Source organism: Stutzerimonas stutzeri SDM-LAC, assembly GCF_000235745.1.
Taxonomy (GTDB): domain Bacteria; phylum Pseudomonadota; class Gammaproteobacteria; order Pseudomonadales; family Pseudomonadaceae; genus Stutzerimonas; species Stutzerimonas stutzeri_H.
Genome location: NZ_AGSX01000125.1, coordinates 1 through 25,575, shown reverse-complemented (window position 1 = coordinate 25,575; position 25,575 = coordinate 1). Strand labels below are relative to the sequence as shown.

28 protein-coding genes and 1 pseudogene are annotated in these 25,575 nt (G+C 61.7%); 17 read left to right on the top strand and 12 right to left on the bottom strand.

Translation table 11 applies throughout. The annotated features are described in order from the left end of the window. Positions 1-80 precede the first annotated feature (80 nt). The 5 genes from PSTU_RS0112970 (at position 81) to PSTU_RS0112950 (ending at position 3,203) form a co-directional block, all read left to right on the top strand. Positions 81-623, top strand: a complete 543-nt coding sequence (locus tag PSTU_RS0112970) for a HEPN domain-containing protein (protein ID WP_019341459.1) — start codon at positions 81-83, stop codon at positions 621-623. Between the two features lie 97 nt (positions 624-720). Then, positions 721-1,584 carry a hypothetical protein gene (locus PSTU_RS0112965; RefSeq protein ID WP_019341458.1) on the top strand — a complete coding sequence of 288 codons (864 nt, stop codon included), beginning with the start codon at positions 721-723 and terminating at the stop codon, positions 1,582-1,584. 203 nt (positions 1,585-1,787) lie between these two features. Next, positions 1,788-2,171: an ACT domain-containing protein gene (locus PSTU_RS0112960; protein ID WP_019341457.1), complete on the top strand. Its 384-nt coding sequence runs from the start codon at positions 1,788-1,790 to the stop codon at positions 2,169-2,171. 108 nt (positions 2,172-2,279) lie between these two features. Beyond that, on the top strand, positions 2,280-2,846 hold the full coding sequence (locus PSTU_RS0112955) for a DUF1993 family protein (RefSeq protein ID WP_080571210.1): 567 nt from the start codon (positions 2,280-2,282) through the stop codon (positions 2,844-2,846). Between the two features lie 39 nt (positions 2,847-2,885). After that, positions 2,886-3,203 carry an antibiotic biosynthesis monooxygenase family protein gene (locus PSTU_RS0112950; protein WP_019341455.1) on the top strand — a complete coding sequence of 106 codons (318 nt, stop codon included), beginning with the start codon at positions 2,886-2,888 and terminating at the stop codon, positions 3,201-3,203. Between the two features lie 8 nt (positions 3,204-3,211). Here the strand turns inward: PSTU_RS0112950 and PSTU_RS20795 are convergent. From PSTU_RS20795 to PSTU_RS0112935, 3 genes and pseudogenes are all read right to left on the bottom strand, one after another. Further along, positions 3,212-4,011 (bottom strand): annotated as a pseudogene (locus tag PSTU_RS20795) (patatin-like phospholipase family protein). A 137-nt stretch (positions 4,012-4,148) separates the two neighbouring features. Next, positions 4,149-4,346, bottom strand: a complete 198-nt coding sequence (locus PSTU_RS0112940) for a helix-turn-helix transcriptional regulator (RefSeq protein ID WP_019341454.1) — start codon at positions 4,344-4,346, stop codon at positions 4,149-4,151. Next, positions 4,343-4,717, bottom strand: coding sequence for a hypothetical protein (locus PSTU_RS0112935; RefSeq protein ID WP_019341453.1), 375 nt, complete (start codon positions 4,715-4,717; stop codon positions 4,343-4,345). The genes PSTU_RS0112940 and PSTU_RS0112935 overlap by 4 nt, the downstream gene beginning before the upstream one ends. A gap of 149 nt (positions 4,718-4,866) precedes the next feature. Here PSTU_RS0112935 and pnuC point away from each other — a divergent pair, with 149 nt between their 5' ends. Together pnuC and PSTU_RS0112925 are read left to right on the top strand one after the other, a co-directional pair. Next, complete coding sequence (pnuC, locus tag PSTU_RS0112930; protein ID WP_019341452.1) at positions 4,867-5,430, top strand: nicotinamide riboside transporter PnuC; 564 nt, start codon at positions 4,867-4,869, stop codon at positions 5,428-5,430. Next, on the top strand, positions 5,427-5,951 hold the full coding sequence (locus tag PSTU_RS0112925) for an AAA family ATPase (protein WP_019341451.1): 525 nt from the start codon (positions 5,427-5,429) through the stop codon (positions 5,949-5,951). The genes pnuC and PSTU_RS0112925 overlap by 4 nt, the downstream gene beginning before the upstream one ends. Positions 5,952-6,082: 131 nt before the next feature. On the opposite strand, the gene PSTU_RS22175 is transcribed toward PSTU_RS0112925, so the two are convergent. Continuing rightward, on the bottom strand, positions 6,083-7,900 hold the full coding sequence (locus tag PSTU_RS22175) for a bifunctional metallophosphatase/5'-nucleotidase (RefSeq protein ID WP_019341450.1): 1,818 nt from the start codon (positions 7,898-7,900) through the stop codon (positions 6,083-6,085). A 190-nt stretch (positions 7,901-8,090) separates the two neighbouring features. Between PSTU_RS22175 and PSTU_RS0112915 the strand changes: the two genes are divergently transcribed. Next, entirely contained in the window at positions 8,091-8,582 is a 492-nt protein-coding gene (locus PSTU_RS0112915; protein ID WP_029404767.1) for a hypothetical protein, read from the top strand. A 104-nt stretch (positions 8,583-8,686) separates the two neighbouring features. Here the strand turns inward: PSTU_RS0112915 and PSTU_RS0112910 are convergent, their stop codons facing one another. The 7 genes from PSTU_RS0112910 to trpB all read right to left on the bottom strand — a co-directional run bounded on the left by PSTU_RS0112910 (position 8,687) and on the right by trpB (position 15,451). Next, positions 8,687-9,478: a hypothetical protein gene (locus PSTU_RS0112910; protein WP_019341448.1), complete on the bottom strand. Its 792-nt coding sequence runs from the start codon at positions 9,476-9,478 to the stop codon at positions 8,687-8,689. Between the two features lie 476 nt (positions 9,479-9,954). Next, positions 9,955-10,797 (bottom strand): glutathione-dependent disulfide-bond oxidoreductase, encoded by an 843-nt coding sequence (gene yghU / locus PSTU_RS0112905; protein ID WP_019341447.1) that lies wholly within the window; start codon positions 10,795-10,797, stop codon positions 9,955-9,957. 195 nt (positions 10,798-10,992) lie between these two features. Continuing rightward, on the bottom strand, positions 10,993-11,268 hold the full coding sequence (locus PSTU_RS0112900; protein WP_029404766.1) for a helix-turn-helix transcriptional regulator: 276 nt from the start codon (positions 11,266-11,268) through the stop codon (positions 10,993-10,995). Positions 11,269-11,273: 5 nt separating this feature from the next. Next, on the bottom strand, positions 11,274-12,593 hold the full coding sequence (locus PSTU_RS0112895) for a HipA domain-containing protein (protein ID WP_019341445.1): 1,320 nt from the start codon (positions 12,591-12,593) through the stop codon (positions 11,274-11,276). 173 nt (positions 12,594-12,766) lie between these two features. Further along, complete coding sequence (locus tag PSTU_RS0112890) at positions 12,767-13,258, bottom strand: GNAT family N-acetyltransferase (RefSeq protein ID WP_019341444.1); 492 nt, start codon at positions 13,256-13,258, stop codon at positions 12,767-12,769. A 163-nt stretch (positions 13,259-13,421) separates the two neighbouring features. Then, a complete protein-coding gene (gene trpA / locus PSTU_RS0112885; RefSeq protein ID WP_019341443.1) occupies positions 13,422-14,243 on the bottom strand; it encodes a tryptophan synthase subunit alpha in 822 nt (273 codons plus the stop codon). Further along, positions 14,240-15,451 carry a tryptophan synthase subunit beta gene (gene trpB, locus PSTU_RS0112880; RefSeq protein ID WP_019341442.1) on the bottom strand — a complete coding sequence of 404 codons (1,212 nt, stop codon included), beginning with the start codon at positions 15,449-15,451 and terminating at the stop codon, positions 14,240-14,242. Before trpB ends, trpA begins: the two co-directional genes overlap by 4 nt. 198 nt (positions 15,452-15,649) lie before the next feature. Here trpB and PSTU_RS0112875 point away from each other — a divergent pair, with 198 nt between their 5' ends. From PSTU_RS0112875 to PSTU_RS0112855, 4 genes are all read left to right on the top strand, one after another. Then, a complete protein-coding gene (locus tag PSTU_RS0112875) occupies positions 15,650-16,534 on the top strand; it encodes a LysR family transcriptional regulator (RefSeq protein WP_019341441.1) in 885 nt (294 codons plus the stop codon). Positions 16,535-16,851: 317 nt separating this feature from the next. Next, on the top strand, positions 16,852-17,181 hold the full coding sequence (locus tag PSTU_RS0112870; RefSeq protein ID WP_019341440.1) for a hypothetical protein: 330 nt from the start codon (positions 16,852-16,854) through the stop codon (positions 17,179-17,181). A 138-nt stretch (positions 17,182-17,319) separates the two neighbouring features. Then, on the top strand, positions 17,320-17,982 hold the full coding sequence (locus PSTU_RS0112865; protein WP_019341439.1) for a NirD/YgiW/YdeI family stress tolerance protein: 663 nt from the start codon (positions 17,320-17,322) through the stop codon (positions 17,980-17,982). Positions 17,983-18,221: 239 nt separating this feature from the next. Continuing rightward, positions 18,222-18,440: a hypothetical protein gene (locus tag PSTU_RS0112855; RefSeq protein WP_019341437.1), complete on the top strand. Its 219-nt coding sequence runs from the start codon at positions 18,222-18,224 to the stop codon at positions 18,438-18,440. A gap of 54 nt (positions 18,441-18,494) precedes the next feature. Here PSTU_RS0112855 and galE read toward each other — a convergent pair whose 3' ends face one another. Then, complete coding sequence (galE, locus tag PSTU_RS0112850; RefSeq protein WP_019341436.1) at positions 18,495-19,562, bottom strand: UDP-glucose 4-epimerase GalE; 1,068 nt, start codon at positions 19,560-19,562, stop codon at positions 18,495-18,497. 411 nt (positions 19,563-19,973) lie between these two features. On the opposite strand from galE, the gene PSTU_RS0112845 reads away from it, so the two are divergent. From PSTU_RS0112845 to PSTU_RS0112825, 5 genes are read left to right on the top strand one after another with little or no spacing between them, the layout of a single operon-like run. Beyond that, a complete protein-coding gene (locus PSTU_RS0112845; protein ID WP_019341435.1) occupies positions 19,974-21,158 on the top strand; it encodes a glycosyltransferase family 1 protein in 1,185 nt (394 codons plus the stop codon). Next, positions 21,146-22,387 carry a UDP-galactopyranose mutase gene (gene glf / locus PSTU_RS0112840; RefSeq protein WP_019341434.1) on the top strand — a complete coding sequence of 414 codons (1,242 nt, stop codon included), beginning with the start codon at positions 21,146-21,148 and terminating at the stop codon, positions 22,385-22,387. Before PSTU_RS0112845 ends, glf begins: the two co-directional genes overlap by 13 nt. Before the next feature lie 13 nt (positions 22,388-22,400). Then, complete coding sequence (locus PSTU_RS0112835) at positions 22,401-23,555, top strand: beta-glucosidase (protein ID WP_019341433.1); 1,155 nt, start codon at positions 22,401-22,403, stop codon at positions 23,553-23,555. Then, positions 23,552-25,357: an ABC transporter ATP-binding protein gene (locus PSTU_RS0112830; protein WP_019341432.1), complete on the top strand. Its 1,806-nt coding sequence runs from the start codon at positions 23,552-23,554 to the stop codon at positions 25,355-25,357. Before PSTU_RS0112835 ends, PSTU_RS0112830 begins: the two co-directional genes overlap by 4 nt. After that, on the top strand, positions 25,354-25,569 hold the full coding sequence (locus PSTU_RS0112825; protein ID WP_019341431.1) for a KTSC domain-containing protein: 216 nt from the start codon (positions 25,354-25,356) through the stop codon (positions 25,567-25,569). Before PSTU_RS0112830 ends, PSTU_RS0112825 begins: the two co-directional genes overlap by 4 nt. Positions 25,570-25,575 lie beyond the last annotated feature (6 nt).

Here is a 25,575-nt window from a genome sequence, read left to right as displayed (position 1 = left end):
CCTAACAACTGGTTCAAACCGTTCGCTTCGCTCACTGGGACGGGCTAAAGCCCCCCTTAACCAAAAGTTAGAGATCTTTCATGTCCCGTGCGTACCAAAGTTTTGAATATGGCATCAAAGACGCCGAAGAATTGCTTACTCATTTTGACGCCATCAACGCCAACCCTCCGCCGCCGAACGCTGAGGTTCTGAAGCGAGCCGGTCTGGTCATGGCCTTAACCGCATGGGAAACCTACGTCGAAGATAGGCTTCTAGAGGAAATGAATAAAAAGCTTGGCGTGGTCGCCGGAAGCTATGTCGGTAATTTTGTCTTAAAGAAATTGCACACCGACCTAAAGCAGTTCCACAACCCAAGCTCGGACAAAACGAAACGCATATTTCAAGAATACCTTGGCCTTGATGTAACCGAAGGATGGTCTTGGGCAAACTATGAGCCTGAGAAGGCAAGAAGCACCTTAAATAGTTGGATAGGTAAGCGCGGAGATGCCGTGCATCGATCAAAGCCCATTAATAACGGTGCTCCAGTAGCGCATCTAATCAAGCGCGACGAATTGGAAAAAGTGATTCGCTTCATCAAAGACCTTGTACGAGCCACTGATGCGTATGTCGATAATACTCTCTAAGATGGCGTTCAACCTCGCTCCCTTCGGTCGCTGGACTCGCCAAAGCTGCGCTTCGGCTCGCCGGTTAGCTCTACATTAGAGATCATAGGATAACTTTGTGGCTTATCAAGCAACTGTAATTCCTGTAATGATCGCCTCTCCTGGCGATGTATTTGAAGAACGTGAAGTGGTTCGGGAGGTTGTTCACACCTGGAATTACATCAACTCCCTAAAGAACGGCGTTGTGTTGATACCGGCCGGCTGGGAAACGCATTCGTCACCGGAGCTTGGCTCCAGAGCGCAAGAACTGATAAACAGCCGCGTATTAAAAGATTGTGACTTGTTGATTGGCGTTTTTTGGACACGCCTTGGAACCCCAACTGGATCGGCGGAAAGCGGCACCGTTGAAGAGATCGAAAATCATGTTAAAGCGGGCAAGCCTGCGATGATCTACTTTTCGTCAAAACCTGTTGCTCTTCAAAGCATCGACTTAGCGCAATACCAAGCGCTTCAAAGTTTCAAGATAAAATGTAGAGACTTAGGTTTGGTTGAAGAATTTGAAAACACAATTGATTTCAAAGAAAAGTTTAGCCGTCAGCTGCAACTATGCCTTCATAACAATCCATATATGCAAGGCCTGGTCGGACAAGCCAATAATGATGATGACAACAATCCATTTTTGGCCGCATATATAAATGCAAGGGATTCTAGGTTATCTCAAGAGGCGAGCGTTTTGCTTAAAGAAGCTTCAAAGGATGAGCGAGGCACTATCCTTAAAATTTCCGTAATCGGTGGGCGCTTTATTCAGGCAGGCAGCGCGTCGTTTGGTGGCCAGGGTGGAAGAGAGAGCGCCCGGTGGGAAAGCGCACTAAATGAATTGGTGGAGCGCAATTTAGTCGTAGCTCGTGGATACAAGGGCGATGTATTTGAGCTTACTCATGACGGTTGGGCTCTTGCCGACTCTATCCCCGATGATCTCTAACAGTCCGGTCCAGCGGACAGTCCGCCAGCCTCGCCGTCGGCCTGCTGCTGAACTTTGTCGTTATAAGTTTTCGGACATTGGAGCACGATCAAACAAAAAACATTGCCCTACGGAAAAAAGGGACAGATTTATTGTCCGCTGAACATTCTGAGCTCAGCGTCGCCGCTTCGCGCCAAATCTCTTTATTCATGAGGTGACATTGCATGACTCAATCCTTCTCCGTACTCCCGCAAAGTTTCGCGATCGCACGGTTAGAGCCTGGTGCTGACCTGCCGAACGCGGTGTTGGCGTCGCCAGGTTTTATGTCGATAACCCGGACGGATGATGAACTGTCGATCGTCTGCGCGGAGGGTGTCGCGGCCGGATTGCCCCGAGTGGACAGCGGTTGGCGCGCGATCAAGGTGCAGGGGCCGTTCGCCTTTGATCAAACTGGAATTCTGGCGTCCTTTCTTGACCCGCTCGCGGTCGCTGGCGTCGGCATTTTCGCGGTGAGCACGTTCGATACGGACTACATCCTGGTCAAATCGATGAACCTCGGTAATGCCGTGCAGGCCCTGAAAGACGCGGGTCACCGCCTCTTGGGCTGATCACCGCATCAGGGAAGGCGAACCCTTATTTACCTTTCAGTCGGTTAGCTTCATAACAGCCTGTCACTTTTTTCGACGTCGCCTCCCAATCCCACAAGGTACTAACCGATGCAGCTAACGACACTTCTCGTCCCAACTTACACACAGATGCTCAAGACGCTCGCCGGCTGGCTGAGGAAAGCGCAGGCGCAGCTGCCGGAAACCGAAGCACAAGCCCTGTTATCGGCGCGGCTGGCGCCTGACATGTATCCGCTGTCGACTCAGGTTCGCTTTGCCTGCGTGCAGGCGCGAGAGGCCATGTGCCGGTTGCAGGGAGAGGCGTTCCCGCTGGCAATCAATGAGCTACTTGATGAGGGGCGTCAGGCTGTCAAAAGCCCCGGATCGCTCGCTGAGGCTTATGCCCGCATCGATGAAACGGTCACCTTACTCAGCCGACTCGCAGCCGATGCGCTCGATGTAGCGGGGGATAAGCCCATCGCCCATGAACTCCCGAATGGGATGGTTCTGGATCTGACCGCAGACCAATACGCCCGCGACTGGACGCTGGCTCAGTTCTATTTCCACGTCATGACGGCTTACTCGATCTTGCGAAAGGAAGGCATCAACCTCGGCAAGGCGGATTACGTGGCGCACATGCTGCCCCATGTGCGTCCGGAAACGATTCCAAAGGGTTAACGAAACAATGCTGACTGAACGCCACGCTCCGAGACGGCCATGAGCCAGATTGCCCAGACACCTGAACCGCCATACTACGCCGTGATCTTCACCTCGCTTCGGGCCGAGGGCGATCAGGGCTACAGCGCGATGGCGGCGCGGATGCTGGAGTTGGCGGCGATGCAGCCGGGCTTTCTTGGCGTTGAGTCAGCCCGCAATGGTGCAGGGATTACCGTTTCGTACTGGGCGAGCCTGGAGGCCATCCGGCTCTGGAAGGGGCAAGCTGAGCACCTGGAAGCGCAACGGCTTGGCCGCGAGCGCTGGTACTCGACCTTCAAGGTCCGCATTGCCAAGGTCGAGCGCGACTACGGCGTTTAAGCGAGAGCCTAGGCTTGCGCCGTACGCTCGATGCCTAGAAAAGCCATGAGTTGAGCCTTCTTCGCCATAGCATCGCGGTAACCCAGTTCGATCAGCTCGCTGCAGTAGCCGGGTTCGAACAACAGATAGCTCAACAGCCCACCGCCGCTTTCACGCGTGCCGCCAGGGCCGCGCAGGAACAGCCTCAGGGCCGCAGGCATTTCCTTTCGGTGGCGGGTGGCGATCGTGTCCAGCGGCTCGCTGGGCGAAATTACCAGCACCTCGACAGGCGTGAGGCCGTAGGCGCGCTTGCGGTGTTCGACGGGCACCAGCTGGCCCAGCGTGTCGAGGCGTTTGAGACTCGTACCCGAATGCCGTCACGGCGACAGCGCGCAGTTGCCGATGGCGCATGGCAGCGGCAATGCCGGAAAAATCCAGCTCGCTCGAGCAGTTCCGCCAGCGGTGAACTGTCGAGCAGCGCAACGGGCACCTGCTTGCCGATACCAAACACGTTGTGGCCCAGGAAACGGCTGGCTTGGCGCAACACGCCCGGCCAGTCGCTGCGGTACACCTGGTCAGTGTGGAAGCTTCGCCATACCGCACACAGTCGCCGCACCGCCTCGTGAAAGTGCAGGGCGCCGCACGCCAGGCTGACGGCATTGATCGCGCCCGCCGAGGTGCCAACGATGACCGGGAAGGGGTTGGCCGAGGAGTCTGGCAGCAGATCGGCGATTGCCGACAGCACGCCCACCTGATACGCCGCTCGCGCACCACCGCCTGAGAGGATGAGCCCCGTGGTGGCTGGGTGGGTTGAAGTGTCGGCGGTCATTGTTGGTTCCGGTTCTGGATGTTCGGCTTGCCGGCGCGGTTTCTTACTGGGACGGGATGCTCGACGTTCATGGTTCGCATTGCTAAGGTCGGAAGCCGCCCGAGTCAACAGGGTGCCCGCCAGACGGCAGGGCACGATCACGTATCCGGCCCTTCGAACAACTCCTCGATACGCGCTTCGAACAGCCGCGCAATCTTGAAGGCCAGCGGCAGGCTCGGGTCGTAGCGGCCGGTTTCGATGGCGTTAACGGTTTGCCGCGAGACGCCCAACTTCGCGCCCAGGTCGGCCTGCGACCAGCCGCGCTCGGTGCGCCGCTCGCGCACGTGGTTGATCACCGGTAGCGCCTCCAGGCGAAGAAGGCACCGATCGCCCACAGCGGGCCCATCAGGCACCAGACCATGAACATGGACAGGCGTGGAAAGCCTGCGGTTTCCAGAAAGCCGTAGCTGAACGTGATCAATGCCGTGCCGACGAAACCGACGGCCAGGCCCTCCAGATGGACCTTCCTTGCCAGCTCGTCGAGATGCCGGATTTGGCAGACAACCACCGTGGCCACCGCAATCATCGGCAATACCGGCAGCAGCGCCGAAAGGGTGCGCAGGGCGCCCTCTGGAACTTCGGTGAGCAGGTAGGAACTGGCCACCACGGCTGCCATATAGGCAGCCATCGCCAGCCAGAAGTGAACAAGAAAACGATTACGAGCCATGGCGAGTTGCCCCTGAATGGAAAGTGAGCTTTACAGTAGGGGCCGACACCCATGGAGTCAAGTTAGCTTTACATGGGTGTCTGATCACGCCGCATCCGTGGCAGCGGTGTGCCGTATCATGCGAGCCCCTTTCGTAGCTATCGGCTGCCATGACCACCCTAGAAATCATTGCCTCCGCACTCGGTGTGCTTTCCGTCTGGCTCACCGTGCGGCAGAACCCGCTGTGCTGGCCCATTGGGTTGGTGATGGTGTCGCTGTATGCCTGGTTCTTTTTCGAGGTGCGGTTGTATTCGCAGGTGCTGCTCAACGGGGTGTTCGCCGCCATGCAGCTGTATGGCTGGTGGCAGTGGACGCGCGGAAGCAACGGTGAGGGAGGGCGGCCGGTGGTAGGCGCGACGGCGAGCGAGGTCGGCGTTGGGCTCGTTGTGGCGGTGCTGGGGAGTGGCGGGTTGGGTTTGCTGATGGCGACGGTTACCGAAGCGGCCTACCCCTGGCCGGATGCGACGCTGACGGCGTTTAGCCTGCTCGCTCAACTGTGGATGGCGCTCAAGCGTTGGCAGTGCTGGGTGTTGTGGATCCTGGTGGACACGCTCTACGTGGGCTTCTTCGTTTTTCAGGAGTACTGGCTCACCGCCGGGCTGTACGGGTTGTTCACGCTGCTGGCGGTGATGGGCCTGCGCGAGTGGCGGCAGGCGAGGGGAGCGGTGCGATGAAGGTGCTGGTGCTTACCGGAGCCGAATCGACCGGCAAGAGCTGGCTGGCCGCGCGCCTGCAACAGCGCTTTGGCGGACGGGTGGTGGGCGAGTACGTTCGGCATTTCATCGACAGCGAACAGCGTGACACCTGCCTCGCCGATATTCCGGCCATCGCCCGTGGCCAACTGGCCTGGGAAGACGCCGCGCGAGACCAGCGACCGGAGCTACTGATCCTCGATACCCACCTGCTGAGCAACATGCTCTGGAGCCGGGCGCTGTTCAATGATTGCCCAGCGTGGCTGGAGGATGAACTGTTGGCGCGCCGCTACGACCAGCACCTCCTGCTCTCGCCGGAAGGGGCTGAATGGCACGCAGACGGCCAGCGTTGCCAACCGGAAGCCGCTGAGCGCTTGGGCTTTCATGACGCCTGCCGGGGCTGGCTCGAGCGGCATCAGCAGCCCTTCGTGGAGATTGCCGGTGATTGGGCCAACCGCGAGGCTCAGGCCATCGCACAGGTTCGGGCCTTGCTGGAGCCATAGGGCTTCAGCGGCTCGAAAAGCATTCAGCAGCTCAACCAGGTTGCCTGTGCAATCCGAAAGTCCGGTGAGCAATTAGCCCACCCGGCCGTTACTACAACACAGGCGCTCTACTGGTAAAGGCGCTCTACTGGTCAGTCCAGCCGCTGAATCCGCCCTTCAACCGTCGCGGTAAATGGTTGCGGCAATGCTTCGATGTAATTGACCAGCGCATCCAGGTCCACCGCGCCGACGACACGGTTCTTGCCTTCGGTGAGGATGGTGAAGTTATCGCCGCCGCCCGCCAGGAACGAGTTGACCGTGACCCGATAGACTGCCGCCGGGTTGATGAGCGCGCCAGTGGCATCGCGCATTTCGATCACGCGGCTGCCTTCGGGGCGGCTCGTCGACCAGCTGTACCAGATGCCGGAGGGCTTGAGTAGGCGCGTGTAGCTCTGGCCGATCCACTGCTGTTCGAGCAGTGTCTTGATCTGTGCGCCGGTCAGGTCCATGGACACCAGGTCGTTGGCGAATGGCTGGATGGCGAACAGCGCGCCCCATGCGACCTCGCCGCTCGCCAGATCAGCACGGATGCCGCCCGGGTTCATGAAGCTGATCTGCGCGTCGGTCGCCACACGCTGGGCATCGGCAATCAGATTGCCCAGCGCCGATTCGCCGGCCGGCGTTTCGCTGCGGGTGATGTCGCCCTGGGCCACACCTACTACGCGCGCTACCAGCGGTTCGACGCGGGCATCGGCTCGTGCCACCAGCGCGGCCACGTTCGGGTCCGGCGAAAGACCGGCGCCCTGGTCGGCCCAGGTGGTGATTACAGCGGCGGATTTCTCCACGATGTCGCGGCTGCGGCGGCTGACCACCAGCTCGATATCGGCATAGGCGGTGCCGGCCGAGAATGCCTGGGTCACCAGGATCGGTTTGCCGTTGGCGTTGGGCACCATGGCGTTGGTGAAGCCGTGGGCGTGCCCGGAGATGACTACATCCACTTCATCATCCAGGCGCTCGATGATGTCGACCACCGGGCCGGTAACCGTATCGGCTTGCGGATTGGTCGGGCCGTCATAGCTCACCTGCCGTCCGCCCTGATGCAGCGCGACGACGATGGCGCGCACGCCGTGTCGGCGCAGATCGGCCACGGACCGGTTGATGGCGTCCGCCTCGTCGACGAAGCGCAGGCCAGCCACACCGCTTGGCGAGACGATGGACGGCGTTTCCTTGAGCGCCGCGCCGATCACGCCGATGCGCACGCCGTTGCTGAAGTAGATGGAGTAGGGCGGCAACAGGGATTCGCCAGTGCTCTGGTCGATGACGTTGCTCGACACCATGGGAAAGCGCGCGCCTTGCCAGGAATCTTCAAGAAACGGGCCGTTGCGATGATTGCCACCAGTGAGCAGGCGCATTAGCTCGGAGCGGCCGTCGTCGAACTCATGATTGCCCAGCGTACCGATCAGGTTGCAGCGCTGTTGAGCGAAGGGTTGCACGCTGCGGGGCATTCGCAGCTGGCGGCTGAATGCGCGGCAATGCGCGTTGGCCAGCAGATTGAAAAAGCTGACCGAGGGCTCGTCCTGCAACAGCGCGGAGTTGGGCGGCGAGGCGCCAACCTGATCGCCGTCGTGCACGATAAGCGTGTTGTCGTCGCTGGCAGCCTTGAGATAAGCGGCCAGCACCGCCGCACCACCGGCTGGGCGTCCGGCCACGCTGCGTGGCGACAGCTGGCCATGGAAGTCGTTGATGCTGAGCAGATTGAAGGTCACCACCGGCTCGACCCGCCAGTCCGGCGCGCGCCAGCTGCGGCGTTCGCTGGCCTGCTGCCGAAGCTTGATTCCCTCCAGACGTTCTTCACGGTAGTCCCGCTCGATAGAACCGTGCTCGGCCTGCCCTTGCGTTTGTGCCAGCGTCGGGGCGGTGATGCCGGCCAGGCTGGCGGCGAACAACCAATCCAGGATGCGCGTGCGCATTGTTGTTTCCTCGGTGCGGTGGGGTGCGACCGAAACTAAAAAGCGCAGGTGGCAGGTTGATGACTGCATCTTGGCGTTTTCGCGAGAGGCGACGTGCGGTTGGCTCGGGTGGTGCCACGAGCTGCAGATGATGAGGAACGGCTGGAGGCCAATCCCGGTCGCACATAAGGAGCAATCGGGAGCCATGCACATGAGTACATCGAGCAATGTTTTGTGGGGCGCCTTGGCGCTTGGCCTGGTGACGGGTATGCGCAGCATGCTGGCGCCGACGATAGTCAGCCGCGCTTTGGCTGCGCGGGACGATATCGACAAAGCCGGCGAGCCGGCGCGCACGCTGGCTGCAGACCGCACGCGGCAATTTCTGATGCCGCTGGCTGCAGGCGAACTACTGGGCGACAAGATGACCTTCGCACCGGACCGGACCATCCTGCCTTCGATGGCGTTTCGTGCGTTGTCCGGCGGGGTGACCGCTGCGGCACTGGCCAGCGCTCGGCAACAGCCGATAGGGCTGCCGATGCTGATTGGCGCGAGCGCAGCATTGGTCGCGTCGAAGGTCGGGTTGAGTCTGCGTAAACCGCATCAGGCCAGACCGTTGACCAACGCCGCTCTCGGCCTTGCAGAAGATTGCCTGGCGCTGGCGATCGGCAATGCTGGCCTGCAGCGTGCACTGGGCGAGCGCTGACGGACAGCGCATCGCTCAAGCCAATCCATCAAACCAATCGAACAAAACACGGGCCGCGCCATGCGGCCCATGATCGCTCAGCGGCTAATGGCTAGCGTTCGGCTTTAGCGCTTGATCACGCAAATGCGGTCAGTGCAGGTGCCTGCATAAGTAGCATCCAGGCCTTGCGTCGCGTCCCGAGTGCCGACGGTCTCGCCGGCCAGGCCGCCGCCAGTCGGCGAGGTGGTACCGGCATTTTCCGGGTAGCCGGTGCCGGCGCGTTTGGCTGCGGTGCCGACATCGTAACGGCCGGTGTCGCCGGAGCCGGTGTGGGTCGCCGCCGTATGAGCTGCAGCTGTCGTGCCCGTTGTGCCGGTGACCGGCGCGCCTGCATCGCGATGGGTGCCGGTCAGATGCCCGGTCGTCCCGGCAGCATGGCTGGAACCAACAAAATGCTTGTCCAGGTGGCTGTCGCCGCCGGTTGCGCCGGCATAGGGGCTGGTGGGTCCGGCATAACCTGGGGTTGAGCCGACACCGCTGTCGTCGATATTGAGCGCGCCGTTGTATTCCAGGGCGTCGCGTGCGCGGATCAGTTGATCCTCGTCGTACACATCCACCGCGAGCACCAGTGAGCCTCGGCGCACGGCTTCCGGGTAGGCCGCGGCGTGGCGACGGTGCTCTTCGTGCGGCTCATGGCCGAACAACGATTTGAAGAAGTGCGCGACCTTGGACTCGTGGTGCTCACGGTCGACAGCTACGCCATCGGTTGAGTAGGGCGCGTCGTAGGCATGAATGTTTGCGCTGTCGGCACCGACGGAGTGGATTTGCTCCTGAGGGATGCCCCGCGCCATCAGGTCGCCCTGGGTACGATTGGCATCGGTCAGCGTCGCGAACGCTGCGACAAGTGTGTGTTTCATGGTTCACCTCGCGTTGTGTTGCACAACTGGGTTATCCGAGCACTGCGCTTATCCCGGGGCTGATGAGTACAGCTGCCGTAACGCTGGAAGCCCATCTGCTCCTCAGAGCAGCGCTCATGAATATTGGGTCTGGCGGGCCGGCCATAGTTCAGAAAATAAGTGGCAGCAGGTCGGAGCGCTTCGGTTGGCAGGGCAGCTGGAATGGGGAGTCGCCAGCGCGCGTTTTGTGAGCGTGGGTCGCTGTAGCAGGCTTCCGTAGGGGCGGTCTTGACCGCGAATGATGCGACGCCGATGCACGGTTTACGTGCCTTAAACGGGGCCCACGTGTGATGAGCCTGATGTGGGCGTTGAGCTTGCAAGCTTCGCGGTCAAGACCGCTCCCACGTGCCTGTGTGGTTTGCGGGTGAGGACGTTGTCCGCGGCTCCCGGTGAAAACCGACGGGCCGAACGCGACTGGGCGTCCGGCCCGTTGCCGATCAATCCAGATCCGCTGCGCTGTGACGTTCAGGCGCCTGGTCGGATTCGTCGCCCCAGGTGCGGTTGACCTTGCGTCCACGGATCACGCCTGGTCGCTCGGCCACCTCAGCGGCCCAGCGCTGCACATGCTTGTAATCCTGTACGGAGAGGAATTCACCGGCATCGTACAGCTCACCGAGGGCCAGTACGCCGTACCACGGCCAGATCGCCATATCGGCGATGCTGTAATCATCGCCGGCGACGAAACGGTGGTCGGCCAGCTGGCGGTCCAGCACGTCGAGTTGGCGCTTGACCTCCATCGCGTAACGATTGATCGGGTACTCGTACTTCTCCGGCGCGTAGGCGTAGAAATGCCCGAAACCGCCGCCGAGGAAGGGTGCCGAGCCCATCTGCCAGAACAGCCAGTTCAGGGTCTCGGTGCGGGCGCGGGTTTCCGTCGGCAGAAAGGCGCCGAACTTTTCGGCCAGGTACACCAGAATCGAACCGGACTCGAACACCCGCAGCGGTTGGCCTTCGACACTATGGTCGGCCAGTGCGGGAATTTTGGAGTTCGGGTTGATCTCGACGAAGCCGCTGCCGAACTGGTCGCCGTCGCCGATGTTGATCAGCCATGCGTCGTATTCCGCGCCGCTGTGGCCGAGCGCCAGCAGCTCTTCAAGCATAATGCTGGCCTTCACCCCGTTGGGTGTGGCCAGGGAATAGAGCTGCAGCGGATGCTTGCCGACCGGCAGCGGCTTCTCTTCCCGTGCACCGGCGGTAGGCGCGTTGATATTGGCGAACTTGCCGCCTGAGGGCGCGTCGTGGGTCCAGACTCTCGGCGGTACGTAAGGGCTATCAGACATGAACAATCTCCTCGCGTGGGTTCTGGGGATGTGCAGGGCATCCTACGCGCTCAGACGGCGTGGTCGAATCGAGCCGGTTGATATTGGTCATCGATGAGCGATGGTTTGTTCGGCCCCGTGGCGCTTGTCGCTAGGTCCTGGCGCGGGATGTCGCCTTGCGTATGACCAGCAGGCTCAGCTGCGTTGCGGCGTTCTCTATGCGTCAGGTGGGCTGCTGATCATCGCCACCGATATCCGCATGCCGAAGACCTTGAACACCGATTCCAGTGTTTTGAGCGTGGGGTTGCCGTCGCCATACTCCAGATGATTGAGGGCGCGCATGGAAATCTTGCACATCTTGGCGAAGCGGGCCTGGTTCAGCCCGGTGACTTCGACGCGCAGTCGCTTGATGGCCTCGTGCATGCTCAGCTTGCCGTCGCCAACCTGCTGGCAGATCGAGCGAATCAACAGGTCGCGTTCTTCAATGGTCAGTGTCTTCACAGCAACCCCCAGCGTTTCAGGTTGGGCTCCAGTTGCAGCACCGGCAGGCGTCCGGTTGCCTGCCTGATCGCAGGTGGAATCGAGGTCAACAGATCAGGCAGGGCGAGGAAGTCCCGTGCAGCCTGGCGTAGCCGCTCATAGAGGTCTTCGGGCTCGGTGAAGGGCTTCAATTGTTCGCAGACGTCTCGCCACTGCGGTTCCCCCAACCGCTCCTCGCGCCATTTGGTGACGCGGCTGATGCCTTCGGGGTCGAGCACCATCGGGGCCAGATCGTAGATGGGCGCCAAGGCCAGCCGACCACCGCTACGGGTGATCGAGGTGTTTCTGCCGTGGTTGTCCGAGTTGCCGAGGATGCGGTTGAGCAGGTCACGACGGACGTACTCGAATACCAAGTCAGGGATCTGCGCTTGCTGGCCGGCATCCCTCCACAGCTGCGCGAGCCTTTCGATGACGGCCTCATGCAGCATGTGTGAGCCGGGCCGGGTGTTGTTGCACAACGAATAGACGGATTCCAGCGCGACGCGCCCGACTCTGCCACCCTGTATCCGTCGATCGAAGCGCGGCATCCACAGGCTGGGCTTTTCGGCTTCTTCGAGCATTAGCCCGTCTGCTGGAATGGTGTCCATCCCTAGCTGGCGGATGGCCTGGTAGTAGTGGTATTCGGTGCGCAGGATGTCGCGGTCTCGCTCGGCGGCTTGGTTGCGCGCGAACTTCACCAGCCAGTGACGGTGTGCCTGCTCATCGGCCAGGGTGGCATCGGCATGCAGACCGCCCTCAGCATCTTCGGTCATCAGTAGCTTGGGGGCTTCGCCGCCCGCACCGGTGGCGCCGCCGATGGCTGCGCCCTGTTCGTAGGCGTACTCGAGGAAATCGTTGGTGCGCTCGATGACATCGGTGCGGTTGAAGGCGACGCGGCTGTCTGCGCTGATATGGCTGACGGCTTCCTTTACGCGCAGATGGCCAATGGGCGCGGGCGCGCAGCGTTCGAGCAGAAACAGGTTGATGTCCATACCGGCCGGGCGCTCATGGCCGAAGCGGCGTTCAAGCGACTTTCGCGCTGCGCCAGAGGGAATGATGTCGTAGACGAAGGCGGGAAAACCGGCGGTGTACTGGCTGTTCCAGCCCAGCCGGTGGCAGACGCTGACCGATGCCTCGAACGGCGAATCGATCAGATCCAGGTGATCGACCAGGTAATCCTGCACATAGCCGCTTACGCAGCGGTGCCCGTCTAGCTGTTCCGGATTGGCGAATTGCATGACCAGCGCATCGTGCCAGTTGTCATCGACGAAGGCCTGGATTGTCAGCGAGTGAGGCATGGTGACCTGTAATGTTGCAGAAGATTGCAAATAACCCTAGACGCATTGCGATTATTCTGCAATAAAAAGCAAATTAGATTGTATTGGTTGCGCTGAATTTGCACTGAAATGCAAATTAACGCGACGGCACATTCATGAAATTTCGATACGGCGGTCCCGTTCGCACCTCACACCTAGGCGCTCTCATTAGCGCTCGATCGACGCATATGAATCAGCGCCACCCGGTTGCCTTGTTGATCGATACGTTCCTCGATGGCAAACGGCTCGAACCCCAGTTTGGGGTAGAGCAACAGGCCGGCAGTGTTCTGATTGAAGCAGGAGACCGTCACTTCGCGGGCCTGATACTGGCTGACCGCAAGGCTGATCATCTGCTCCATCAGGTATCGAGCAGCGCCTCGTCCGCGCGCAGCCGGAGCGACTACGACATTGCCTATCGAACAGCGTCCTCTCATTTCCCAGCGGTAGAAATTGGCGAATGCCACAACCTTGCCGCCCAGCTCAACCACGGTTGCATCTGCGCGCTCGGCAATTGCCTGGCGTAGCTGCGTATGGGTGAGTGGAAACTGAGCTTTCGGGAAAAAGAAGAACAGCTCCTGCGCATCCTGAGCGAAACCGCACACTGCTTGAAGATCCAGTTCGGTGGCTGGGCGGTGCGTCATGGGCATAGGTGAGCCTTCCTCGGGCGATCTCGATGTGAAGGGCGAACGGGGCGAGCCCGTTCTCTTGCGCTATTGAGCCTGATTGATCGTCCGGCACAATCGGTGGCCGATACGAAAAAGCCGCTGCGTGTGTAGACGAGGCAGCGGCTTCGGTGCAACTGGCTGAACGTCAGCCGCGTGCGCCGCGTATTCCGGCACTGATCTCGCGACACAGCCCAAGCACACCCTCGACGGCTTGCTCGGAGGTTTCGGCACTGGCGATCTTGTCGATCAATGCCGAGCCGACCACCACGCCTTCGCTCAGGCGTGCAATCGCAGCGGCCTGGTCCGGTGTGCGGATGCCAAAGCCGACGCATACCGGCAGATCGGTGTGGCGCTTCAACCGCGCTACGGCCTCTTCGACGTGCTCCAGCGTCGCGGAACCGGCGCCGGTCACGCCGGCCACCGAGACGTAATAGACGAAGCCCGAGCTGCCGTTGAGCACGGTGGGCAGGCGCTGGTCGTCGGTGGTCGGGGTGGTCAGGCGGATAAAGTCGATGCCCACGGCCTGGGCCGGGTCGCAGAGGTCTTCGTTATGCTCAGGCGGCAGGTCGACCACGATCAGCCCATCAACGCCGGCTTCCACCGCCTCAGCGAGGAAGCGCTCGACGCCCATTTTGTGGATGGGGTTGAAGTAGCCCATCAGCACCAGCGGCGTGGTTTGGTTGTCCTGGCGGAAGTCGCGAACCATCTGCAGCGTCTTGGCCAGATCCTGCTTGGCGGCCAGGGCGCGGATATTGGCCAGCTGGATCGCCGGGCCGTCGGCCATCGGGTCGGTGAAGGGCATGCCCAGCTCAATCACATCGGCGCCAGCGGCGGGCAGACCCTTGAGGATCTGCAGTGAGGTGGCGTAGTCCGGATCGCCAGCAGTGATGAAGGTCACCAGGGCCGCACGGTTTTCCTTTTTTAGCTGGTCGAAGCGGGTATGCAGGCGGGAGTTCACCGAGCTCATATATGTTCTTCCTGTTCGTCGTAGTGGTGCATGACGGTCTGCATGTCCTTGTCGCCGCGGCCGGAGAGGTTGACCACCATCAGATGATCTTTCGGCAGGGTTGGCGCACGTTTGAAAACTTCGGCCAGTGCGTGGGCGCTCTCCAGCGCGGGGATGATGCCTTCCAGACGGCAGCACTTGTGGAAGGCGGCGAGCGCTTCTTTATCGGTGATCGAGGTGTACTCGACACGGCCGATGTCGTGCAGCCAGGCGTGCTCGGGGCCAATGCCTGGGTAGTCGAGGCCGGCGGAAATAGAGTGGGCGTCGATGATCTGACCGTCGTCGTCCTGCAGCAGGAAGGTGCGGTTGCCGTGCAGCACGCCCGGCACGCCGCCGTTGAGGCTGGCGGCATGCTTGCCGGATTCGATGCCATGGCCGGCTGCTTCGACGCCGATAATGGCTACGCTCTGGTCATCGAGGAAGGGGTGGAACAGGCCCATGGCGTTGGAGCCGCCGCCGATACAGGCGACCAGCGTATCGGGCAGGCGGCCTTCCTGAGCCATCATCTGGTCGCGGGTTTCCTTGCCGATCACCGCCTGGAAGTCGCGGACCATGGCCGGGTAGGGGTGCGGGCCGGCGACGGTGCCGATCAGGTAGAAGGTGTCGTGGATGTTGGTCACCCAGTCGCGCAGGGCTTCGTTCATCGCGTCCTTCAGCGTGCCGGTGCCGGCGGTGACCGGGATCACCGTGGCGCCGAGCAGCTTCATGCGGAAGACGTTGGCCTGCTGGCGCTCGATGTCGGTGGTGCCCATGTAGATCACGCACTGCATGCCGAAGCGCGCGGCGACGGTGGCGGTGGCCACGCCGTGCATGCCGGCGCCGGTCTCGGCGATAATGCGCTGCTTGCCCATGCGCCGCGCCAGCAGGATCTGGCCGATGCAATTGTTGATCTTGTGCGCGCCGGTGTGGTTCAGCTCTTCGCGCTTGAGGTAGATCTTCGCGCCGCCGCAATGCTCGGTCAGGCGCTCGGCGAAATACAGCGGGGAAGGGCGGCCGACATAATCGCGCTGGAAGTAGGCCAGCTCTTTGGCAAATTCCGGATCTTGCTTGGCTTTTTCGTATTCGGCGGCCAGCTCATGGATGAGTGGCATCAGGGTTTCGGCGACGTACTGACCGCCGAAGTGGCCGAACAGGCCCTTGGCGTCAGGGCCGTTGCGCAATGAGGTCATGTCGGGCTCCAGTTGTGATTCAAAGCGGCAGCATCTTGGACGGGAGCGGTCTCGACCGCGAAGCTGTCAGTCGAATTCGCGCTTAAGACCGCTCCCACAACGTGCCTGGTCGGCACGTCTGCGATGGCCAAAGGTTACGGCTCCCGGCGCTCAGAGAAAAGCGATAAGATCGCCGCAATATGTCAGGAAATATCACGTATGAGCCAGAGCCTTCCCCCTCTCAATGCGCTGCGTGCTTTCGAAGCGGCGGCACGCCTGCAGAGTGTAAGCCAAGCGGCAGTGGAGCTCAGCGTGACCCACGGGGCCGTCAGCCGGCAGATCCGCCTGCTCGAAGACGACCTTGGCGTGGCGCTGTTTAGCAAGGATGGCCGCGGCGTAAAACTCACCGATGCGGGCCTGCGCTTGCGTGATGCGGCGGGTGAGGCGTTCGCGCGGCTACGCGACACCTGCGCCGAGCTGCGCCAGCAGACCGTCGATGCGCCGTTTGTGCTCGGCTGCCCGGGCAGCCTGCTGGCGCGTTGGTTCATCCCGCGGCTCGACCGACTCAACCGCGAGCTGCCCGATCTGCGCTTGCAGTTGTCCGCCAGCGAGGGCGAACTGGACCCGCGGCGCCCGGGGCTGGACGCCACTCTGTTGTACGCCGAGCCGCCGTGGCCGGCTGATATGCAAGTTTTCGAGCTGGCCACCGAGTGCATTGGGCCGGTGCTCAGCCCGCATCATCCGAACTGCGCCGCGCTGCGCCAGGCACCGCCGTCGGTGTTGTTCAGCGAAGCGCTGTTGTTTACCTCCTCTCGACCGCAGGCGTGGCCAGCCTGGGCTCAGGGTAATGGGCTTGATTCCAGCATGTTGCGCATGGGGCAGGGCTTCGAGCATCTCTACTTTTTGCTGGAAGCGGCGCTGGCCGGGCTGGGGGTTGCCATCGCACCGCAGCAGCTTGTGGCCGATGACCTGCGCCAGGGCCGCTTGCTGGCGCCCTGGGGATTCGTCGAAACCCGGGCGCGGCTGTCGCTGTGGGTGCCGTCACGGCGCACGGATCGACGCGCTGAGCGATTGGCGGACTGGTTGCGCCAGCAGCTGGCTTGATGGAGCCCAGCCTAGGTGCGACGTGAAAGATCGAGCCGTTGTTGGCTTCGATGACCCCTGGCCGGAACGCTAGCGCGGCGCGGCACTCGTATCGGTTCGTCTCGTAAGATTTCGTAACATCTTCTGGGGTGTGCTCGGGGATTTTTCTGCAGCCCGCACCAGAAGCGCAATCCACGTTTCGCCTGATTCGTATCGGTAAGGCACTCGACGGCTGATTCCTCGATTTTCATGAACTCGTAAGCGGCCCGGGCGCTCGGTATTTATGTGAGCGCCATCCTCTGGTGCTGACTTCCAATCAATCGCAGAGGAGAAGCACGATGACTAACAAACTTCACACAATGCTCGGTGGCATCGCACTCGCAACGGCCATGGCGGCCAGTGCTCCGGCTTTCGCAGAGATAGGTGATTTCGACGTTTGGGATAAAGACAACACCGGCGTGGTCACGATGGGCGAATGGGACACCGGTTTTGATAACGATGGGCTGTTTACCAGTTGGGACAGTGACAAAGACGGCATGCTCGACAATAACGAGTACGGCGAAGGGCTGTTCAACTCGTATGACGCCGACGATAGCGGCGACTGGAACGAAGATGAGTACAACACCTTCCGTGACGACGCTGGCGATGGTGGCTGGCTGGACGTTTGACGTAGCCGCTTTGCCATGAAAAGGCCACTAATGTACTGGCGGTCTTTCCATGGTGCGGGCTGCTCGCCTAGCAGTATCTCGTGAGCGTTGGAGTTAGGTCTGTCGCTCTACAAAGAATCTATCGCAAGAGAGGTTTCCATGAGCACGATTACGAAAACCCTGATTGCAACCGCTATCGCCGGATTCGCGACTGCTCCACTTGCAGCGGAATCGGGCAATGCCCCTAGCCCTTACCAGAAGCACGATGGAACCTGGATCAGCCTGAACGGCACCGTAGAATCGGTGAAGCCCGATTCCTTCATGCTGGACTACGGCAAGGGCAGCATCATCGTCGAGATGGACGACTGGGACTGGTACTCCGAAGGCACCGCCTTGAAAGCCGGGGACAAGGTCACGGTCTATGGTGATGTGGATGACGACATATTCGAAGTGACGTCGATAGAAGCCAACAGTGTTTACGTCGAGGGCCTGAACAGCTTCTTCTTTGCCAGCGCCAACGATGAAGAAACGCCATGGCGGACCGCAACCTTTGTGCCCTCTGCCGAAACCACGATTCAGGGCACCGTGCAGTCGGTCAAGGATCGAGAACTCACCCTCGATACGGGTGACGGCTCGCTGATCATCAATACCCTCACCATGTCCTATAACCCTTTGGACAAGGACGGTTTCCAGCAGGTCGAGAAGGGCGACCGCATCAGTGTCATGGGACAAATGGACCCTGCCTTCTTTGGCAATCGTGAGTTCAACGCGAAGTCGATCATCACGATTTCCGATGACAGCCAGCAACAGCAGAACAGCTAGTTCGAGACCTACGCGCGCGTCATCTCCTGTTTCGCCCGTTTCGCTTCTGCGAAGCGGGTTTTTTTTGAAAGCGTTAAAGCGCGGTAGGTGGAGAATTCCCCGCCGTTGCCGATGAATGGCTGCGCCATTCGTCTGGCGCCACTAAGTCGACTCCATCTTTGCCGATACAGTTCAGACACCCACTCAGCAGCCATCTTGCCTGTTCGTGAGGCTGCCTGTAGTCGTTAGGGAGAACAACGATGGTCTATAAAAAACGAGCCAGTTTTGTCCTCTTCGTGCTGCTCGCGACCGGCGCAGAACAACTATCAGCCAAGCCCAACCCTGCGGTCGATGCCTCGCTCAAGGCCGGTCGGCCCTTCGTCGAAGGTGAGCTGCTGGTGCAGTTCAAGACAGGTTCCTCCGTGGCAGCCAGAGCCGCCGCAGAATCGTCGGCTCGATGTGTCGAAAGTTCGCGCTGAATTGAACTGCAGCGCGCCCTAAGCCAGACCTCGCTGCACCCGAACGGCGGGTGCTCAGCTGGCCATGGCCGTTGCGATGTTTGCAGCGGATTTCGCGGGAGCCGCCACGCCGTCGGCGTAGCCCTTCGGATTGCGGCTCTGCCAGCGCCAGGCGTCGGTCAGCATGGCCGGCAGGTCATGCTCCGCTTCCCAGCCCAGATCATCGCGGGCTTTACTCGGGTCAGACCAGCATTGCGCGACATCCCCCGGACGTCGCGCCTTGAACACATGCGGTAGAGGCCGACCGATCACCTCTTCGAATGCGGTGATCATCTGCCGTACCGAATAACCGCGACCGGTGCCGAGGTTCCACGTGGAAACACCGTGGACGAGATTAAGCCGCTCCAGTGCTTTCAGATGCCCCCTGGCCAGATCGACCACGTGGATGTAATCCCTAACGCCCGTACCATCCGGGGTCGGATAGTCGGCGCCGTAGACGTTCAGCTGCTTTCGACGGCCGACCGCCACCTGAAGCATGTAGGGCAGCAGGTTGTTGGGGATGCCGTTGGGGTCTTCGCCGATCAGCCCGGACTCATGTGCGCCGATCGGGTTGAAGTAGCGCAGCAGGGCGATCGACCAGCGCGGGTCGGACTCGGCCAGCCCCTTGAGCACGTTCTCAGCCATCAGCTTGGATTGGCCGTAGGGATTGGTCGGCAGGCCGGTCGGGCAGTTTTCGTTGATCGGCATCTTTGGCGAATCGCCGTACACCGTCGCCGATGAGCTGAACACCAGCTTGAAGATGCCCGCCTCAGCCATTGCCTGGCACAGCGCAATGCTGCCGCTGACGTTGGTTTCGTAGTAGCGCAGCGGCTCGCGGACACTCTCACCGACGGCCTTGAGCCCGGCGAAGTGCAGCACCGCCGTGACGGGGTACGAAGCGAACAGCGCCTTGAGCAGCGAGCGGTTACGCACGTCACCCTTGACGAATTGGGCCTTGCGGGCGGTGAGGGCTTCCACCCGGTCCAGCGCCGTCTTCGAGCTGTTGCAGAGGTTATCCAGCACCAGCACGTCCTGGCCCGCCAGGAGCAGCTCCAGCACCGCGTGAGACCCGATGTAACCCGCTCCTCCCGTTACCAGAATCATGTGTCAACCTCGTATACGAACATTCGACGCACACGGAGATACGCCGCTGACCGTATGAGCGCGGCCGCTGCAAGGATCTCCAGGGTTGGGTCGGCGAGTCGGGCGGTAACTGACTGCAGGGAGCACACAGCACCGAAGCCGGGGTGAAACAGGCGTCCTGTGATAGGGACGGGGGAAGGTGTGAGCAAGTTCCAACGAAACGGCAGCCGGCCGATGACCGACCTTCAAACTCAGGTATAGGGAACCTTGGCTTGTCCGACGCCGTCCATAGCCGGCGGACAGGGCGTGCGGGTTGGGAATTTTTCTGTTCCCGGATGCGCCATCCGAGTGTGCTTTTGCGCGGACCGCGCAGGCCTATGCGATGCGGCAGAAGGGACTCTGGAGGGCATTGCCACCCTTTACGAGGTTTCCATGAGCTGGGCCGGCCCCTACCAATACGAGATTGGCAAATCCCCCGATAAACAAGCGACGCCACCTGAGGTCATCTTCGATGAGCAGGTGCCGACGCTGCTGTGTCTTTCACATCTTCGCTGGAGCTTTGTCTATCAGCGCCCCCAACACCTGATGTCTCGGTTTGCACGGGATTTCAACGTGCTGTTCGTCGAGGAGCCGATTCCCACCGAGGACGCCCAGCCGTGGCTGGAAGTGCGTCCCGAGGAAAATGGCGTCCAGGTGTTGGTGCCGCGTCTGCCACAGGGCTGTGAGGGTGATACGGCCTTGCGCATCCAGCGCGACCTGCTCGACGGTTATCTCGGCAAGCTCGGCGTCAACGAGCTGATGCTCTGGTATTACACGCCGATGGCGCTGGGCTATGCCGGCCACCTGAAGCCCAAGCTGACGGTGTACGACTGCATGGACGAGCTGTCCGCATTTCGCGGCGCGCCACCCGAGCTGGTCGAACGCGAGCGCGAATTGCTCGAATGCGCCGACCTGGTCTTCACCGGCGGCTACAGCATCTGGGAAGCCAAGCGTGAGCTGCACGACAACGCCTTCGCCTTTCCCAGCAGCGTCGACGTGGCGCACTTCGCCGAGGCGCGGCGGACCCAGGCTGATCCTGATGATCAGGCCGAGATTCCGCATCCACGCCTGGGCTTCTACGGCGTCATCGACGAGCGTTTCGATCTCCAGCTGGTCACCGAGGTCGCCAAGCAGCGCCCCGACTGGCAGTTCGTGCTGATCGGCCCTGTGGTCAAGATCGACCCCGCCGACCTGCCGCAGCGCGACAACCTCCACTACCTGGGCGGCAAGACCTATGACGAGCTGCCCAGATACCTGTCTGGCTGGGACGTCGCCATCATGCCCTCCGCGATGAACGAATCGACCCGTTTCATCAGTCCGACCAAGACCCCGGAATATTTGGCCGGGGGCTGCCCGGTGGTGTCCACGCCGATCAAGGACGTGGTGCGCACCTATGGTGATACCGAGATCGTCCATATCGCCGATGGCCCCGAGGCGTTCATCGCGGCGGTGGAAAAGGCGCTGGCCGATGGCGAAGACCGCGACCGTTTGTTGAAGACCGCCGACGACATCCTCGGCGACATGTCCTGGGACCATACCTGGGCGCTGATGAAGGAGAAGATGCAATGCGCAATGTGAGCCTGCGAGACAGCAATCCCGATCACGCAGGCGGCGGCGCCAGCGAGGGCGCCTCCAGCGGCCGACGGGGATTCGACTACCTGATCGTCGGTGCCGGGTTCGCCGGCAGCGTGCTGGCCGAGCGCCTGGCAGCGGGGCTGAACAAGCGTGTGCTGGTGGTCGACCGGCGCCCGCACATCGGCGGCAATGCCTACGATCATTACGACGAAGCCGGCGTGCTGATCCACCGCTATGGCCCGCACATCTTCCACACCAATGCCCAGCGCATCGTTGATTACCTCTCGCGATTCACCGAGTGGCGCCCGTACGAGCATCGCGTGCTGGCGCAGGTGGACGGGCAGCAAGTGCCGATCCCGATCAACATGACCACGCTGAACAAGCTCTACGGCCTGAACATGACCACCGAGCAGGAGGCGGCGGATTTCCTCGCCAGCCGCGCCGAGCCGGTGGAAGACATCCAGACCAGCGAGGACGTGGTGATCAACGGCATCGGCCGCGAGCTGTACCAGAAGTTCTTCCGCGGCTACACCCGCAAGCAATGGGGGCTGGACCCCTCGCAGCTGGACAAGTCGGTGACCTCGCGCATCCCCACGCGCACCAACACCGATGATCGCTACTTCACCGACAGCTTCCAGCAGATGCCCAAATACGGCTACACCACGATGTTCGAGAAGATGCTGGCGCATCCGAACATCAAGGTGATGATCAACACGGACTACCGGGAAATCCGTGACGAGATCCAGCATGACCATCTGATCTTCTGCGGGCCGATCGACGAATACTTCGACTACCGCTTCGGCAAGCTGCCGTACCGCTCGCTGAAGTTCGAGCACAAGCAGCTCGAGCAGGAGCAGTTCCAGGCGGTCGGCACGGTCAACTACCCGAGCGAGGACGTGCCCTACACGCGCATCAGCGAGTACAAGCACCTCACCGGTCAAGTACACCCGAAGACCAGCATCACCTACGAATACCCCTCGGCCGAGGGCGATCCCTATTATCCGATTCCGCGACCGGAGAACGCCGAGCTGTACAAGCGTTACCAGAAGCTTGCGGACGAGACGCCGGGCGTCACCTTCGTCGGACGGTTGGGTACGTACAAGTACTACAACATGGATCAGGTAGTCGGACAGGCGCTGGCGCTGTACAAGCGCATCGAGGAAGCCGAACGCGGTCCCGAGCCAGCCGCATCCGCCGAGCACAGCCAAGTGCTGGCTGAACCAGCCCCCTGAGACGAGGCCGAAGATGCATCAGCCCACGCTGTTCAAGAGTTTCTTCATGGGTGGTTTCGAGTGCTCGAGTCATCGCCGCAGCGACGGTCGGCGGCTCGATCTGCTCGCCGCCACCGGGCATGATCGCTGGGCCGCGCATGATTACGCCGTGCTCCATCGGCATGGCCTGCGTAGCGTGCGCGACGGGTTGCGCTGGCATCTGATCGAGCGTGCGCCGGGCCAGTACGACTGGTCGAGCTTTCTGCCGATGCTGCAGGCCGCCCAGCGCCAGGGCACCCAGGTGATCTGGGACCTGTGCCACTACGGCTGGCCGGACGACATCGACATCTGGCGCCCGCAGTTCGTCGAGCGCTTCGCCCGTTACGCGGCGGCGGCGTCGCAGCTGATCAAGGATGAAACCGATGCCGTGCCCTTCTACGCACCGCTCAATGAAATCTCCTTCTGGGCCTGGGCCGGTGGCGACCAGGCCTATTTCAACCCGATGGCCCGCGAGCGCGGTTTCGAACTCAAGCATCAGCTGGTGCGCGCCACCATCGCCGCGATGCAGGCGATCCGTGAGGTCGAGCCGCGGGCGCGCTTCGTGCAGGTCGATCCGGCCATTCATGTGGTTTCGCCCAACGACCGGCCCGGGCCGCAGCGCGACGCCGAACGCTTCCGCCAGTCGCAGTTCGAGGCCTGGGACATGCTCTGCGGCGAGGCCTGGCCTGGCCTGGGCGGCGCGCCGGAATACCTCGACGTGCTGGGCGTCAACTACTACTCCGATAACCAGTGGTACCACGGCGATGGCCGCACCATCGAGCGAGATAATCCAGACTATCGGCCTTTCAAGGGCATCCTCAACGAGATCTGGCAGCGCTACAAGCGTCCCCTGGTGATCGCCGAAACCGGTGCCGAGGGTGACGTGCGCGGCGACTGGCTGCGCTACGTCAGCGAACAGGCGGGGCTGGCCATGCAGCGCGGGGTGCCGATCGAAGGGATCTGCCTGTATCCAGTGCTGGATTACCCCGGCTGGACCGACGAGCGCCATTGCCCGGTTGGCCTGCTGGGCTTCCCCGATGACAACGGCAACCGCCGCGTGCACGAAGGCCTCGCCGACGAACTGCGTCTGCAGCAACTGCGATTCAGCCAATTCAACAGCCACTTGCCGCTGGCCGAAGCCCTGCCATGAACGCGCCGGCGCAGGCTCCCCAGGCGAAACCGCAAGCGGTGCCGCTTCCGAGCCGGCCGGTGGCCTTTCTCTGGCACTACATCTGCGCCCGGCCCTGGCACTTCGGCGGCCTGCTGGCGCTGATCGTCGGCGCTGCCGGTTGCGCCGTGGCGGTGCAGTACGGCATGAAGTTGCTGGTGGATGCCATGGCCCAGGGTAGCTCGGACCGTGGCAGCGCCAACGTCTGGTTCCCGCTGGGGCTGTTCATCGGCCTGATCGTCATCGAGAACATCTTCTGGCGTCTCGGCGGCTGGCTCGGCTGCCGCACGGTGGTGGCCAGCGTGGTGGATCTGCGGGTCGACCTGTTCAAGCACCTGACCGGCCATCCGATGCGCTACTTCACCGAGCATTTCGCCGGCTCTCTGGGTAATCGCATTTCCGCGGTGGGCCAGGCGGCCGGCGCCATTTATGGCGGCCTGGCGTGGAAAATCGTGCCGCCCATCGTCGATTTTCTCGGTGCGGTGGTGGTGCTGCTCACCGTCGATGTGCGCATGGCGGTGGCGCTGATCCTGTTCGTCGCCATCGTCGCTGCGTTGATCACCGGTTTCGGCATTCGCGGCCGCGCCAAGCATCAGCGCTTCGCCGCGCAGTCGGCGCGGGTTGGCGGCGAGCTGGTGGATGCCGTCTCCAACGTCTGGACCATCAAGGCCTTCTCCGCACGCGACCGCGAGGCCGAGCGGCTGGCGCAGGAGATTGGCTACGAAGCGCGCGCGCAACGGCGTAGCTGGATGTATCTGGAAAAGGCGCGGGTGATGCACGACATCTGCCTGTCGCTGATGGCCGGCGGCATGCTGATCTGGGCGATCGATCTGTGGATTGCCGGCTCGGTGACTGCCGGCGACGTGGTGCTGGTCAGCGCGCTGACCTTCCGCATCCTGCATGGCTCGCGCGACCTGGCGCTGGCGCTGGTGGACACCACGCAGCAGATCGGCGCCATCGACGACACCCTGCGCATCATTGTTCAGCCACACGGCCTGACCGACAGCGACGCGCAGCTGTTGCTCGCCGAGGGCGATATCACCTTCAAGGATGTGAGCTTCAGCTATCCCGACCGCGAGACCGTGTTCGAGCATCTCGACCTGCATATTCCGGCCGGGCAGAAAGTCGGCGTGGTGGGTTCGTCCGGGGCGGGTAAGTCGACGCTGATCAACCTGATCCAGCGCCTGGATGACGTGCAGGATGGGCGCATCCTCATCGACGGCCAGGAGATCCGCAGCGTCAGCCAGGACAGCCTGCGCGAGAAGATCGCGGTGGTGCCGCAGGAAACCGCGCTGTTCAACCGCAGCATTCGCGAGAACATCCGCTACGGTCGTCCCGGTGCGACTGACGATGAGGTAGTTGAAGCCGCGCGCAGCGCGTTCTGCGACAGTTTCATCCGCGAGCTGCCGCAGGGTTACGACACTCTGGTCGGTGAGCGCGGGGTGATGCTTTCTGGAGGCCAGCGTCAACGCCTGGGGATCGCTCGGGCATTCTTGAAGGACGCACCGATCCTTATCCTCGATGAGGCCACGTCGGCGCTGGACACTCACTCCGAAGCGGAAATTCAGGCGGCGCTCAACAATCTGGTCTATCACCGGACCGTTGTCGCCGTGGCACATCGCCTTTCAACGCTGTCGAGCTTCGACCGGATCATCGTGTTGCGCGACGGTAAGATCGTCGAAGACGGCCCGCCGCATGAGCTGCGCAACCGTGGCGGCGCGTTCGACGCGCTGTGGCGCATGCAGGCCGAGGGCTTCAAGCAGCAACCCGGACCGACGGTATGAAAAGGGTCGCGGTGACCTCGCGCAGCCTCCGGGAGCTGGGTTACGACCCCGATGAGCAAGCTCTGGAGGTGCTGTTTCACAACGGCTCGCTGTACCGCTACGAGCAAGTGCCCGCCGAGGTGGTGCAGGCGCTGCTTGAGGCCGATTCGCTGGGGCGGTATTTCAATCAGGTATTCAAACCCCAGCATTACCGCTACCGGCGCATCGAATAACCCGCC